The sequence below is a fragment of the Corynebacterium sp. HMSC29G08 genome, from assembly GCF_001806875.1.
In the GTDB taxonomy this organism is placed as follows: domain Bacteria; phylum Actinomycetota; class Actinomycetes; order Mycobacteriales; family Mycobacteriaceae; genus Corynebacterium.
Genome location: NZ_KV786243.1, coordinates 1 through 14701, shown reverse-complemented (window position 1 = coordinate 14701; position 14701 = coordinate 1). Strand labels below are relative to the sequence as shown.

At 58.3% G+C, this 14701-nt stretch carries 8 protein-coding genes; 6 read left to right on the top strand and 2 right to left on the bottom strand.

Features of this window, described 5'->3' with window-relative positions:
• Positions 1–270: hypothetical protein (locus HMPREF3101_RS12285; protein WP_210386176.1), on the top strand; the 270-nt coding region annotated here is incomplete at its 5' end.
• Between the two features lie 2 nt (positions 271–272).
• Complete coding sequence (locus HMPREF3101_RS06005) at positions 273–473, top strand: hypothetical protein (RefSeq protein WP_052205719.1); 201 nt, start codon at positions 273–275, stop codon at positions 471–473.
• Between the two features lie 74 nt (positions 474–547).
• On the opposite strand, the gene HMPREF3101_RS06000 is transcribed toward HMPREF3101_RS06005, so the two are convergent.
• Together HMPREF3101_RS06000 and HMPREF3101_RS05995 are read right to left on the bottom strand one after the other, a co-directional pair.
• Positions 548–1495, bottom strand: a complete 948-nt coding sequence (locus tag HMPREF3101_RS06000) for a restriction endonuclease (RefSeq protein ID WP_070463670.1) — start codon at positions 1493–1495, stop codon at positions 548–550.
• Between the two features lie 586 nt (positions 1496–2081).
• Complete coding sequence (locus HMPREF3101_RS05995; protein WP_070463669.1) at positions 2082–3836, bottom strand: AIPR family protein; 1755 nt, start codon at positions 3834–3836, stop codon at positions 2082–2084.
• A 345-nt stretch (positions 3837–4181) separates the two neighbouring features.
• On the opposite strand from HMPREF3101_RS05995, the gene HMPREF3101_RS05990 reads away from it, so the two are divergent.
• From HMPREF3101_RS05990 to HMPREF3101_RS05975, 4 genes are all read left to right on the top strand, one after another.
• Positions 4182–10532: a DEAD/DEAH box helicase gene (locus tag HMPREF3101_RS05990; protein ID WP_070463668.1), complete on the top strand. Its 6351-nt coding sequence runs from the start codon at positions 4182–4184 to the stop codon at positions 10530–10532.
• A 3-nt stretch (positions 10533–10535) separates the two neighbouring features.
• Entirely contained in the window at positions 10536–12926 is a 2391-nt protein-coding gene (locus tag HMPREF3101_RS05985; protein ID WP_246816663.1) for a 3'-5' exonuclease, read from the top strand.
• A gap of 535 nt (positions 12927–13461) precedes the next feature.
• Complete coding sequence (locus HMPREF3101_RS05980) at positions 13462–14193, top strand: DUF3558 domain-containing protein (protein WP_141737378.1); 732 nt, start codon at positions 13462–13464, stop codon at positions 14191–14193.
• A 318-nt stretch (positions 14194–14511) separates the two neighbouring features.
• A partial coding sequence (locus HMPREF3101_RS05975) for a hypothetical protein (protein WP_168160165.1) occupies positions 14512–14701 on the top strand: 190 nt, incomplete at its 3' end.

Here is a 14701-nt window from a genome sequence, read left to right as displayed (position 1 = left end):
TCACCACACCGCTACCATTTCAGTCTTCTGAACAGAGACATCCGATACCTCCACGAAGAGGGGTTTTCGATTCCAACTGGGGCGGAAAAAATCACTGCAGAGTTACACGAACTATCGGCCTTGGTAAAGAAGGTTGAAGACCTAGTCGATGAAGGGCAACCTGAATTGAAAGCTAAGGTTAATGCGTTAGAAGCTGATGTATATGGCATACTTGATCGCATTCATGAAACCCTGAAGGAATCGCGAATTCGTGCAGGAGGAAGGAGCTGACGGTGACTGCGTATTTGATTAAGTATCAACGTCAAACCGGCATGATGGCGCTGGAAGAATTTGATTCTCTGCGTGAAGCTACTGCTGAGCGACTTCGGTTAGACCGTCTTAACACTGATCCTGACCTCGAGATTGTCGCAGTGGCTAGTGAGAGCGAAGACCACCTGCGGGTGTCTCATTCCCGTTATTTTTCAGGAGTTTAACCCACCAGACACTTAAGTTCTTTGCTGTGTAGTCATGCAGCTTTCCGCGTGATCTGGAATTAGGCGCTTCGAGATCAATCGAATTGGTCGAACCAATCTTCCTGCACTGTGGGCTGCAAAGTAACGCCTGAGTTTCCGTCTTCTCTGATCAGCTCGGCAAGACGGTCACCGTTGATGAGATCAACTGTCGGTGTGGCAGCTATCGCCGCACGGCGGGCGGGTTCTGTGAAACGACTCAGAGTAACCAAGATTGCCCGTTCAGCCCCGGCGGTCTGTGCATCGCGCTGAAAGAGCGCGACCGTTTCACGGCCAATGGGTTTGCCGTCTGGCGCGTACCTTTTGACTTGTACCGCAACGCGAGATGAAAGCACGGGGCTCAGGGGTGCGGTCCCGATACCGTCAATTCCTTCATCGGCGGTTCCACCGACATGTGTTAATTCAAGCCCATAACGTCGGAGGAGGTATATGACGAACTTCTCGAAACCGTCCGGTGAAAGTCGATGGAGACGGGCTAAGAGTTGCGTCTTCCATGTTGCAGAAGAATCGGTGTCATCTTCTATCGATTCAGCTAGAACCTCTGGTGAAGGATCTTCACTCTCGATTTCATCATCCGGGATCGCCAGGTTAGGTTGTTTAGCCAAGCGTTGTTCGCGGTTGTAAATCCGGTCGAGCTCCTTGACGCGGATTAGAGCATCTTCTTCAGTGGCGGTGAGAAGCTCTTCGCCGAGATTAGTCAGGATGTATACGCCTCTGGATGGCTGCTTAAGGGCGCCGATGAGCTTGGCGGTAGAACGACCCCAAGAGATGCGGTCAGGCAATACCGGCGCTGTCGGCCTAGCGGGGTACGTCATTTCCAGCAGGTGATCCGCATTAGGGATTTCGTCAATCACGTTTTCCGTGATTTCGCGGGCCTTTGCAGAGCCACCCAACTTTTCAACAGCTCGAAGCACAGGAGTTACCAACTCTTGGTGCGTAGGCATTCCTAGCTCACTGAACGATAAAGGTTGATCACCCAGACTCATGTCTGGAGATTGTACTTAACCCCTATTACTGCCCGTGGGTTGCGCTACAGCGGTATAAATCTCGGGTAGAACCCGAAACCGGAGCCTCTCAGAAGGATCAGTTTCGCGGCGACGCAGAACAATTGGAGATTTGGTACCTGATACCGGTCTCGTCGGTTGTACGTTGAGAGTGCAGGAGCAAACCCTCCATCCATTAGGACTAGTCGACTGTTGACCTTTCCGTATGGGAGGCGGCTAGTCCTTTTTGTTTGGCAGGTCGCTGCAGTAAGAAATTTCGTCGAGTCCCCTGCTTTTCTTCCCCCGAGCGTACCCGCAGTTTGAGAAGCTCTGGAGAACCGAGAGGGGGTGGGCGGGTCTATTGCGGGGCTGGCTAGTAACACTGTGGTGACTATCCAGTAACGCGTGAAGGTGGGTGGGTTATCGGGTAACAATTTGCAGGCAACAGGCGACCCCCAGTCCTTCCTGGAGTGAACAACTGCGGGTAGTCGAGTCGTACGACATTTGCACTGCTTCGTAATCTCTGACGAGCCCGCTAGCTGCGAGTGATGCACCATGCCGAGGAATACGGCCAAGGTTGGGGTTAGGTTTACTCTGGGCTCTTGGTGCTAAGTCCTGCCTGAGTCTTCTCCTCCAGAATTAGCTTTGCGAGGTCCTGGGTTTTCTGTTTGTTCTTGAACAGAGCTGCTGGATAGCCTGCATACTTCTCGTCCCCGACTCTCTGGACGGTCTTGACCATCCCTTCTACTTGGAGTTTTACTTCTTCTAGCCAAGCGGTCCATGCGGATTCATCATCGTCTTCGGCATGGTCGGTAAAATCATTCAGCTCCGCTAGGATAAATTCTACGAATCGATTTCCATGCCTCGAATAAGCTGTGGTTCTACTATCAAGGGTGGACCGTAGATCGATCAACTGTTTCTCGACATTAGTCACATATTCGAACGCTCGACGCAAACGAAGTGCAGACAGGTCCTCCGGGAAGATCTGTATATATGGGTCGCGACGCACGTTTTCCCAAAGCTTACTGTTTTCACGTTTTGCTTGGGTTGCTAGCTCCACGCTATGCACAGTAGCTAGTGATACCGCAGCCTCTTCAAAGGTGCATCCTGTTTCTCCATCGTTAAGCTGTTCACCAGAGCGAAGCAAATATTGGAACGATTCGATCGCTAGAGCGCTCTTCAAACTACGTTGACGATTGTCCAGACTTGCGAAATCTTGAGTACCAATTGCATTCTGCGTGTTAGTGGCACGTGTAACACGCTCGGCGAAGTCGTCAGGGGCATCCTCAAGCGAAATAAATTTAGCCATCACCCGCACTTCTTCACATTTTTCAGCATCTGAGTCAGAATGGTTAAATACTCTATTCAAAGTCGATGAGGTTTGAGCGCCATTAACGATACGGGCATTCTTGACATCAAATACTCCGCTAGCCGTTGATTTCCCGCCAAACGGCGCTTTAGCTATTGAGTCGCAGAGAACAGTGATGCCGTTGTTTAAGTACCAAAAGTCTGCCGGTTTCTTCTCGATAGTCGATCGGATGCCCTTGTTGGCTTCGGTAGTGCCAAGGTCGGCGCGGACGTTCTGGCGCATCAAACTATGTTTGTTCTCTTGCACCCAAGTTGCTACGTCTGAACCACTGACATGGCCGTAGAAAGCTTCGTAAGGGTAAGAGATTTTTCCAAAGTCTTGCAGGTGGACAGTTAGATTTACCGGAACATGTGTGAAATCAGCTCCAAGCAACTCGTGGATTGCTTGTTTTCTGACAACTTCGAATGTGGCGACGGCTTCAGGATGGGTGGACGGAATCTCGTCGTTGAAAACATCGGCGAGAAATTCTTCAAATTCTTCGGCTAGTGTCCTGTTCAGCGTGTTGTCCGTCATTACGACCAGCGCAATCTGAATTTTTAGATCAGTATCGAGGAGCGCTTTCTCCAGCTCAGGACGTCTCGAATTGATTTTGGAATTGAGGGCTTCCCACTTATCTTCCACAAGTAGCTGAATCCCTTCCTGCAACCTCAGAAAGGTGTCTTTATTGAGGCCACCGGATTTCCCACTTTCTGACCATTTTGATTGCACAATTATAAGTGTCTGCTGACCATTGTTCGTTACAGCAAGTGCATCGATGCCCTTGTCGTCTCGCCCATCGGTTATGCATTCGCAAGCCTCTTTGATAGGCAAGCCACACTGCTTTGAAAGGTAGAAAGCCGCCAGTGCTCGCGATCGAGCCACCTGCGTCCACTTATCTTTCTCTTGGACATCGTCCATAAAAATATGCGGAACATATTCCTTGTCGAGAGTTTTTTGAATCTGTCTTACGCGAAAATTGGGTTTACGGTTACCCATGTTATGGCTTTACCTTTCGTGTGGCTAAGGATCACCAATAAGGATAGATTAAGTGGCCGGTAAGTGACAGGTCCCTTATGTTGCTCTCAACTTTGTTTGCTGCTGACCACTATTTTTGTACGATGCTAGCGATTGCGATGCAGGCTTTGATTTTGAAGTTGCGGAGTCCTCTTTTGAAGCTTTTTCAAGTGTTACTAGATACTGAATGAAGCGCTACCAGATAGTCGTGAAGGAATCACCGGAGCTGTCTTCGAGGCAGCACAACAGTTGGTTGCGCAATGAGTGTCATCGGGCGGCTGTGTCAGATTGCCATTCCGGTCGTGAAGCCTGATTAGAGTTGTCCCCGTGTCCACCCTCACTCCCGTCCACGCATCGGAGCACGTCCTTGATGGTGTGTCCGAGTACCTCGCCACCGCGTTTTCACTGAAGAACCCGGAGACGTCCAACGCCCTCAAAGCGTTTTTGGAAGACACAGAGCGGGGTATGTTCCACGGCCCGTACGTGCGGGTACGCCTCCCCTACGCGCGCGCCCTGGGGTGGGACGGCATCTTGGACTGGATGCCCACCAGCTTTGCCTTCACGCCGTACCACCACCAGGCGGAAGCGTTTCGCAGGTTGAGGAGTAATGACGGTGGTGGGGAGAGGCGTCCACAAGCAACGCTCGTCATCACAGGCACCGGCTCCGGTAAGACGGAATCCTTCCTGTACCCCGTGCTGGACCACGCCGCCCGCACGCGCGCACAAGGCCGCACCGGTGTAAAAGCGCTGCTGCTCTACCCCATGAACGCACTGGCAAATGACCAGGCAGATCGCCTGGCCAAGCTGATCACCAGCGAGCCAGGCCTGGCCGGTGTTACCGCCGGTATCTACACCGGTGAGGCCAAAGGCAACGTAAAGAAGGTAACCGAGCACTCGCTGATCAATGATCCGGACGAGATGCAGCGCAACCCCCCAGACATCCTGCTGACCAACTACAAAATGTTGGACCAGCTGCTGCTGCGCCCGGCGGACCGTGAGATCTGGGAGAAATCCGCAACATCGCTGCAGTACCTGGTGTTGGATGAGTTCCACACATATGACGGTGCGCAGGGCACAGATGTGGCGCTGTTGCTGCGCAGACTAGGACTCATGCTCAAAGCCCACCAACCGGAAGGGTTTTTAGGCGAGTGCGAAGAAAATCCGCTGGGTAAGGTCACGCCGGTGGCAACGTCCGCAACCCTGGGCGGTGAGGGCGACCAAGAGAAGGTGCTGAACTTCGCGGCCACCATCTTCGGGGAAACGTTCACGCCAGACGCCGTGGTGGGTGAGCGCACACTGAGCTACCAGGACTGGGTTGCAGAACTTACCCAAACCTACGGCGCGCACCCGGTGCAGCCGTACCCGGACATTGAGCAGCTGCGCACCGTGGTGGAAACCATCCAGCAAGACACATCACACCGCGACCACGCGGATGTGGTGCTGGACGTGTTTCGTACCCAGCTTTGGGGCGCGGGCGAGAGCCAGGAAGAAACCATCGCGGCCTACGCGGTACACCCGCTAACCCAAGCGCTGCTGGAGCAAGCAAACACGGCGAAGCCGCTGATCAACCGTGAAGGTGAGCAAGAAGACACCTTGCCGGTGTTGGTGCTGGGCCCGATTGTAGAGCGCTCTTTAGGCACCGAAGTGGCCCGCGAATTTATCACGCACCTGCTCACCGCGGTGGCGCACCTGCGCGCAAAAGCCGGTGAGAAGTACCGCTTCGAAGGCAAGCGTTTGCCGGGCGTGGAAACGCACCTGTGGCTGCGTGAAGTCTCCCGCATTGAGCGCACCGTAACCCCCAATGACACCGGTGAGGTCTTCCGCTTCGCCGATGACGGCCACTTGGTCTGGGACGAAGCCGGCGTGTGGCTGCCCGCCATCTACTGCCGTGAGTGCGGGCGCGCCGGGTGGATGGCCGCGATGGAACCGGGCACCGATGCAGTGGTGCTCAACGGTGCTGAGATCCGCCATGCGTCATTCAATGCTCGTGAGAGGACCAGGCCGCTTATCGACGCCACGACGGAGTACCGCCGCGCCACCGCCGAAGGCGTGCCGTGGTCTGCCATGAGCGATGACGAAGGCAAGCGCACCATGATGTGGTTCCACACCGAAACCCGTGCGCTGAGCACCGCGGACCCCAGCGACAAAGAGCTTGCGGAAGGTACATCGGTGCCGGTGCTGACCTACTCCGGCCTCGGCGCGGAGGACTACGCGCGCGACCAGGTCTGCCCGTCGTGCGGTGGTACGGACACGATCCGCTACATCGGCTCGCGTGTGGCAACGCTGCTCTCAGTAGGCCTGTCCAACCTCTTCGGCATGCCGGAGCTGGACCAGAAGGAAAAGAAGACCCTGGTGTTCGCGGACTCGGTGCAGGACGCGGCGCACCGCGCGGGTTTTGTGCAGTCACGTGCGCGCGCCTTTGGCATCCGTACGTTGATGCGCAGTGTGGTGACACGTGCGGGGTTGGATGAGGGGGATGAGGTGAGCGTCGCAACGCTGCCGCACCTGATCCTCCAGCAGGCGGACGCTGACACAGACCCGGCGCGCGCCCGTTTCGAGCTGCTGCCGCCGGAGCTTGCAGAGACACCAACGTTTGCACCGTTTTGGACCCCGGAGGCCCCAGATGCGGAGCGCAGGCGCGCAACCACGGCGGTGCTGAACCGCCTGGAGCTTGATGCGGCGCTGGAGTTCGGTCAGCGTGCGCACCTGCCGCGCTCCTTGGTGTCCACGGGTGCGTTGGTGGCGTCGGTGCATGTGGAAGACCACGTGCTGTTGGATGCCGCTGAGGCGGCGCTGCGCAAGATTGATGCCGGGCTGTTTGAGCTCAAAGATGCCGCCTCGGAAGAGATGCGGCTGCGGTGGATGCGCGGGCTTGTAGAGCAGGTGCGTGAGCGCGGCGGCATCACCACAGCGCTTTTGCAAAAGTACCTGCAGGATGACGCTAATACCTGGCGCCTCCACAACCGCTTTGCCAAAGCGGAAGGCGTACCGAGCTTTCCCAAGGGCGGTGCGCCGGAGTTCCCACGCGCAGGCGCCGCACTGGATGAAAAAGACCGCGGGATCACCCCGCTGGGAAGCCCGCGCGGGCGCTACGCACGGTGGACGTCGAAAATGCTGGGCATCTCCACCCATGACGCCACCACTGCCCTGACCAGCGTGTTCAAGGAGCTCGCCACCGCCGGGGTGATGGAGGCGATCACCACCGGCACCGGTGGCACCATCTACGCACTCAAACCAGAACAGGTGGTGGTGGTGCGGTTTGAAAACCACGCGCGTTCCTTGCGGTGTGGGGTGTGTCATGGGACGTTGGGCGTCGATAAGCAAACAAGCTCCCTGCTTGCCGGGATGCCGTGCCCAACGCCTGGCTGCCTGGGTGAGCTGGAGCCTGCGGACATTGAGCCGAACTACTACTCACGGCTGTACACCTCCACCACCCCGCGCGCGGTGGTCGCGCGTGAGCACACCGGGCTGATACCCAAGGACGAACGCCTGGCGCTGGAGCGCACATTCCGCGGCGCGGAAACCGCACCGAACGCGCCGAATGTGCTGGTGGCAACACCAACGCTGGAGATGGGTATTGATATTGGAGACTTATCAACCGTCATGCTGGCATCGCTGCCTAAGTCTGTTGCCAACTACGTGCAACGTGTGGGGCGCGCCGGCCGTTTGACCGGCAACTCGCTGGTACTGGCGTTTGTGCAAGGCCGTGGCACGACACTGCCCAAGCTGAACAAACCGCTGTCCATGATCGCGGGATCCGTTGTTCCGCCGGCGGCGTTTCTGTCCGCCACCGAGATCCTGCACCGGCAGGTCACCGCGTATCTGGTGGACACGCTGGACTTTGCGGCGCAGGGCCTGCAGGTGTCGGATTCGCTGGACGTGTTCTCTACCAAGCGCAGGTCTCTTGTAGAGGTGCTGGCAGAAGACATCGCCGCGGGCGTGGAGGAGCGGGTTGATGCTTATCTGGCCACCGTTGCTGGTGCGGTGGATGAGGCCTCACTTGCCGGTGTCCGCCAGTGGGTCACGGGCCTTGGGCCGGAGTCACTGGTTGGTGAGCTCAAGCGCACCCAAGAGCTGTGGGATGGCGAGGTGAAGATGATGACCGCGCGCCTTGACGTCCTGCAGGACCGGATACGCCAACTAGAGGCCAAGGCGGACCCGAACGCGGGCACCGAAAACGCCGATGCGGAATTAGAGCGTGAGAAGCGCAGCACCAAGGCGGCGTTAAAGCGCACGCAGCGCGACCTGAACAAGATCCTGCTTAAAGAGTATTGGATCTCCTCCATGGAGCGTTACGGCCTGCTGCCCAACTTCACGCTGTTGGATGATTCGGTGGAGCTTGCCGTGGTGGTCTCCCAACTCAACCCGTCTACGCTGCAGATTGATCCGGAAACCTTCGAACTGTCCCGTGGGGTGTCCTCGGCGCTGATGGAGCTCGCGCCGGGCAACACCTTCTACGCCCGCGGCATCGCAGCCACAGTGGATGCGGTGGAGATGGGCCACAACGGCGGCGACATTGAACAGTGGCGCCTCTGCCGCGCCTGCTCCTACGGCGAGCGCGTCACCGAAGGCGCAACACCTGCCGCCTGCCCGGTCTGCGGCGACGCCGGCTTTTCGGACAAGGGCCAGATACTGGATTCGGTTCGCATGCGGCGGGTCTCGGCGGAGGTTGATAGGGCTAGATCGCTTATCGACGGCACCCAGGAAGAACGCACCCGCCTGAGCTACATCACCACCTTAAGTTTCGCCGTACCCGAAGGCGGACACGGCGGGCGCTGGTTTACCTCCCTCGGCTTTGGTGCGCAGTATTTGCGCTACGTGAACCTAAGCTGGTTCAACCTGGGCCGCGGCCCGAGCGCGAAGCGGATCTACGCCAATAGGGAAACGGACGCTCCCCTGTTCACGGTGTGCAACTACTGCGGGCACCTAGATTCCCAGAAGGGTGCTAACTCCAAGTGGGACCACAGACCGTGGTGCCCGAAGCGCAACGCCAGCGAGGAAGAGACCGTGACCGTGGCGCTATCACGCACGCTGCAAACCCAGGGCGTGCTGCTGCACGTTCCGGTGCAGCTGACTGCGGGCGATAACTCCACCATCCCCAGCCTGACCGCGGCGATCAAGCTTGGCTTCAAGGAAGATTTGGGCGGTGAGCCGGAGCACCTCAGCGTGGTCACGGTGCGTGTGCCGGATGATAGGGGCGACACCGTCGATGCGTTGTTGATGCACGACAGCGTGCCCGGTGGTACCGGCTACCTTTCGCAGTTCGCCTCGCCTGAAGACGTGCGCCGGCTTTTGGAAAAGGCGTACACGCGAGTGAAGAACTGCTCGTGTGCTGCCGATGAGCGCCTGGCCTGCCCGGACTGCCTGCTGCCGTATACGCATCCAAGCCAGCTGGAGGTCACCTCACGTGCCGCGGCGGAGCGTGTGTTGCGCGCCATCTTGGCCGACCAAGACCACCCGGCCGCAGACCTGGACCCCTTGAGCGTGACCTGGGAGACCCAAACCGAAGCACCGGTGCGCGATAGTGCTTCCAACCTGGAGGTCCGCTTCCGTGAGATCCTGCGCAAGGCGCTGGAAAACCGCAACGCTACCGTCAAGGACATTCCCAACGCTGGCCAGGTGGAATGGCTGATCACCTTCACCGACGGTGAGATGTGGAAGATGCAGGAGCAGGCGGACAAGGGCTACACCAAGCCGGACTTCCTGTTTACCCACCGCACTAATGCCAAGGTGCGCCCGGTTGCGGTGTTTACGGATGGCGCGGCGTTCCACATCAGCCAAGCGCACTACCGCTTCCCGGATGACATAGCCAAGCGCAACCGCCTGCACTATGAGGAATCCTGGTTGCCGTGGAACGTCACGGATGCGGACATCACCTGGTTCGAAGACGAGCAAAAGCAGGTGGACCAGAAGCCGGCGTGGGGGAGGGTGAAGGAGTTCCCGAGGTTTGACGGTTTCAGTGATACTGCCTGGAAGATGCTCACCTCCTCGCCTGTCACCCAGCTTCTGGACTACTTGGCCGGGCCGGAGAAAGACACCTACGCCATGGCTGACCAGGCGCTGATGCGACTGCTCATTGGCAAGTCCAAGGCACGCAGCATTCCGGGCGGTGCGCATGTGACCTTCCGCGACCAGATCCACTTGCGCTGCGCGTTTTTGGAGCAGCAGCTGCACCCTAAGCGCGCCTACGTGGAGGCACCGCACGCCGGTTCCATCACCGATGAGAACTGGCGCGACTTCCTGCGCTTTGCCAACATCTGGTGGCTCTCCGATGCTCCTGTGCTGATTGCCACCACCGCGGAGGACGAGGGCGCGGTTGCCGGGGAACCTGCCGAGGTTCCTGCAGCAGTGTCTGCGGATACCGACGCTGTGGCTACTGAGTTCCCCGAGGCGTGGGCCGAAGCAATCGAGGAGTTTGAGGACGAATCCAGCGTGCTCGCCGCGCTGCAGCTTTTGGCACGCGCCGGTGCGGAGGCCACCGAAGACATTGGTGAGGAAGTGGGTTCGCTGCCCACCGCCGTATCCTGGCCAGATCGCAAGATTGCGCTTTTGATGCAGCATGACGCGTCCTACGCACAGGCCGAGGACACCCTGCGTGATCAGGGTTGGACGTTGATGTATCCAGATACACTCAGCGAGCAAACAATTCCGGCAGCGTTGCTGGGTAAGGGTGATTAGCACATGACACAGATGGTGACGTTTAGCTTCTACAGCGGCCTAAGTTTAGACGGTGCGCTGCACAAACCCGTCATGAACTTCCTGCAGAAGCTTGCAGAAGATCCCACCAACCCGTCGCTGCGTATCAAGACGCTCAGCAACGCGGTGGACAAGCGAGTGCGCACCGGCCGCGTCAATGACCAGTTCCGTGCGGTGCTCTTTGAGATTCGCGACGCCGAAACGCACCACTTCGTCCTCGTCGACGTCGACTCCCACGACGAAGGCAACGCCAAAGCCGAACGCCTCGACCCCGCGCGCCTCCGCCTGACCGTCAACCCCGTCAACGGCCTGACCCAGCTCATCCAGGAAGACGCCCCGGCTGCTGATTTCGCAGCTCAGAGCGCCTCCGAAGCCAAGGCGAAAGCCGCAGCCGAAGCCGCCGAGAAACTGGCCGCGAAGCAGCAAGAGCAGGCGCGGGCGCTTTCGGAGGTGGATGGGGTGGATGCGGTCGTCGCGGATCAGCCGAAAGCCCCGCCGCGCACCGAGATGGAGCACAACGGCTACACCCCGGCCAGCCTGTACGCAGAGCTCGGTGTGGACCAGGCGCTGCTAGAAGCCGTCTGGCGCGCCGAGTCGGAGGCAGAGCTTCAGTTGCTTCTCGACGCCCGACCGACCTGGGAACACGACGCCATCCTCGGCCTTGCAGCCGGCTACACCGTCGACGAAGTGCGCGACTCCCTGGGGCTGAAGAAGCTTGAGCCCGGCGCGGTGGAACAATCCGGCGCCGACGAGGACACGCTTTTGCTTGCCGGCCTGCGCCAACCCGCAGCCGAGTTGGACTTCGCCTACCTGGATGATGTGGACACCGAATCCCTACGCGCCGTGATTAGCCTCGACGACTTTGACCAGTGGCGCGTATTCATCCACCCGGAGCAACGCCGCATGGCGGAAGGCGCACGCAACGGCTCCGCGCGCGTCTTCGGTGGCGCCGGCACCGGCAAGACTGTGGTTGCCGTCCACCGCGCGAACAACCTGGCGCGCCGGGCAATACCGAACCAGCCCGCCGGCGATGAGGCGCCGCGCATCCTGCTGACCACCTACACCAAGGGCCTCGCGCAGGGGCTGAAATATCAGCTGAATACGTTGAACCCGCATCACCCTTCGGCGGAGTCACTTGGCCAGCCCGGCATTTGGGTGGACAACGTGGACGCCACGGTGCGCCAGGTGTTGACGTCGGCCGCGCCACACGAGGTGGAGGCCGCCACCAAACGCGTCCTGGGCCTGGGTGCCCCGCGCGTGCGGCCCTACCTGGACCGCGACGCCGAACAGGTTTGGGAGACCGCACTGGAAGCCGCCAGCGATGACCTGCCGCGCTCCATTGCAAACCTCACGTTCCTGCAGCAGGAGTACGAAGGCGTGGTCCTTGCTGGCCAGGTGACGTCGCTTGCGGAATACCTCAAGATCGCGCGCACCGGCCGCGGTACACCGTTGAACCGGAAGCAGCGCAAACTGGTGTGGGCGGTTATGGAATCCGTCATGCAAACCCAAGCGGTGGACGGGCAGTTGTTCTGGCCCACCATGAGTGCCGTTGGCGCCGAGGTGTTGAACGTGCGCGCGGAAAATGGCGGCGGGTACACGTTTGATCACGTGGTAGTTGATGAGGCCCAAGATTTCAACGCCGGCCACTGGCGATTCTTGCGCGCCTGCGTTGCCACCGGACCCAACGACATCTTTATTGCGGAAGACTCCCACCAGCGCATCTACGGCCAACCGTTGACCTTGTCACGTTTTGGTATTGCTACACGAGGCCGCTCCCAACGCCTCACCCTGAACTACCGCACCACCAAGCAGAACCTGGAATACGCCCTGCTCATCTTGCTTGGCCAAGAGGGCTTGGCGTACCTGGACGGCGAAGGCGACAACGACTCCGTCCGCGGCTACCGCTCCGCCCGCACCGGGCCGGATCCGTACCTTGTGCGTGTGAATTCCGAGGCCCAAGAGTTCGACGTTGCCGCCCACTTCATTTCTAAGTGGATGGACTTGAAGCGCGAGGTACACATTGGCGTGATGTGCCGCACCCGCGGTCAGATCTCACGTGTGGTCTCCGGGCTTGCGGATCACGGCATTGACGCCGTGGCCACCCGCAACGCCGAGCGCGCCACACCGGAGCAGGTTTCCGTGATGACCATGCACGGCGCCAAAGGCATGGAATTTACCCACGTCTTGCTCATGGGCGTGGGCAAGGAATTCATGCCGCTGCGATTCCGCCTCAAGGACCTTTCAGAGGAAGACGCCCGCGAGGCCCTCCAACGTGAACGCTCCTTGCTGTACGTGGCTGCTTCTAGGGCGCGTGACGAACTCGTCATCACCTCCACCGGCGAACCCTCCGAGCTGCTGCCGCCGAATCTGCCGTAGGCGTTGGCCCTGGGCCCGCGTAGCTCTCGGGTCCCTGGCCTCCGGACTCTGACTGCCGGCCCTAGTCTCCGGACCTCGGGTGGAGCTTTTTTGGATTGCGGCAGCATGTTGCCAAACCGGGGATATCTGCCACGGCTGGCAGCTGGCTCACAGTTTCGGGCCTATTGCGGCAACTATCCCCGGTTTGGCTGATACACGCCGCAATTGAAATCGGGTATGCATGCCGGAAGGTGGAGTGGCTGGCCGGTGTACCTTGAAAACAACCGTGACGCTCTCGCCTGCCGGTTTGCGGTTAGCATGGTCGATTTTTCGGCGCTAACTTGCCCCATACGCCAAGGCCGAGTCCAGCCGATATGCAGGGCTAAAGGTTAAAGCGCTTTTCAAAGCTACCGGTTCCCATAGCCAGCAACAACGGCGAAGTTGTTGCGCTTCCAATCGACATGGAACCAGCCCCCAACCTCACCGTCCAGCTCCTGTGATTGGCGTTCTAGGGCCGCGGGTTGACAACGGGGGTAACACGTCTCCAGAAAAGGCCATGCTTGAATGGGAATTCAGGAATACTTTAGGTCCAAAAGGCCAATCCGAAGGGGGATACACCGTGCTGAAGAAATCTGCCGCAACACTCATTGCGGCCACGCTTATGCTGAGTGCTTGTGTGCCAAGCGGAAAGATCGAATCACTGACAGACGTTACCTTCATTGAGTCTGAAGTGGAATCTGCTGAGCCTGAAGTGGATCCTGTTGAGTCGGAAGTGGAATCTTCCGAACCACGCGGCTTTGTATTCGAGTCGGGCTTTCTCGAATTCGGCAACTTCGACCCCTACGCACTTGGCGATAACCTGTTCAACCCCTGCACCGAAATCACCCCAGAGGAATACGCCGCAGCAGGATTTCCAGGGATTGAGAGTGAAGGGGACGGGGCAACGTATCATGGACATAACGCATGCAACATTCCGCCTACCGAAGAACAACTTGCACGTTATGTCTCAGCTGGCTTCAGCAATGGCAGACCCAACCGCGAAATGATTGAAATGCAAGGGTTGCTGCTTCCCCAGTACACCTCTGAGCTGATTCCTGAGCTTTTCGCCTTTGCTGCCACCGACCATGACTCGGGTTTCTGCTACACACAGATCGATACTCTTCGCGGTGGATTCGGCACAGGGGCCGGAGGTTTTACACAAGACATAACTCAACGGGAGATGTGCGAGTTTGCGATTCAGATCACCGAGCAGCTCTTCTTAGAGTATGGCACCGGCGATGTGCGCTAACGATGTCCACTAAAGTGCGCACGCAAACGGATTCCATTCTTCACAGCAACGTATTAGGCTTCTCTTCAAGCACGTAGATTTATTCATAAATGGGGGGTTATTGTGACGCAACACGTATACCTAGACACAGACGCTCTATCAACTGGCATCGGACTGCTAAAAGACGAGGCCCTATCAGTCAGAGAATCGACACTGTGGTCTAAAAGGTCAGGCCTTGCAACGTTTTCCAATATCACTGGGTACCGTGAAGCGGGCCAGGCATTGGGACTCATTGCTTCAATGCATGCACCCCAATCATTCCGGGTATTGGGCTCGCACATGATGGATGCTGCGAATATTTCTGAAGTCAACCTCAACAACATGCAGCACGCCGATGAAGCGTCTGCACGCATCCTCAACAAAATCGCGTTGATCCCCTTGGATTCGACGATGGATAACCCCGGCCAGATGAGCGCATCCTTAAACGTGGTCAATGCGAAAGCAACCGTCATCCACCCACACGCCCCTG

Excerpts from the sequence above, each read along its gene's own strand:
- HMPREF3101_RS05995 (WP_070463669.1), bottom strand. The coding sequence starts at position 3,836 with ATGGGTAACCGTAAACCCAATTTTCGCGTAAGACAGATTCAAAAAACT.
- HMPREF3101_RS06000 (WP_070463670.1), bottom strand. The coding sequence starts at position 1,495 with ATGAGTCTGGGTGATCAACCTTTATCGTTCAGTGAGCTAGGAATGCCT.
- HMPREF3101_RS05980 (WP_141737378.1), top strand. The coding sequence starts at position 13,462 with ATGCTTGAATGGGAATTCAGGAATACTTTAGGTCCAAAAGGCCAATCC.
- HMPREF3101_RS05985 (WP_246816663.1), top strand. The coding sequence starts at position 10,536 with ATGACACAGATGGTGACGTTTAGCTTCTACAGCGGCCTAAGTTTAGAC.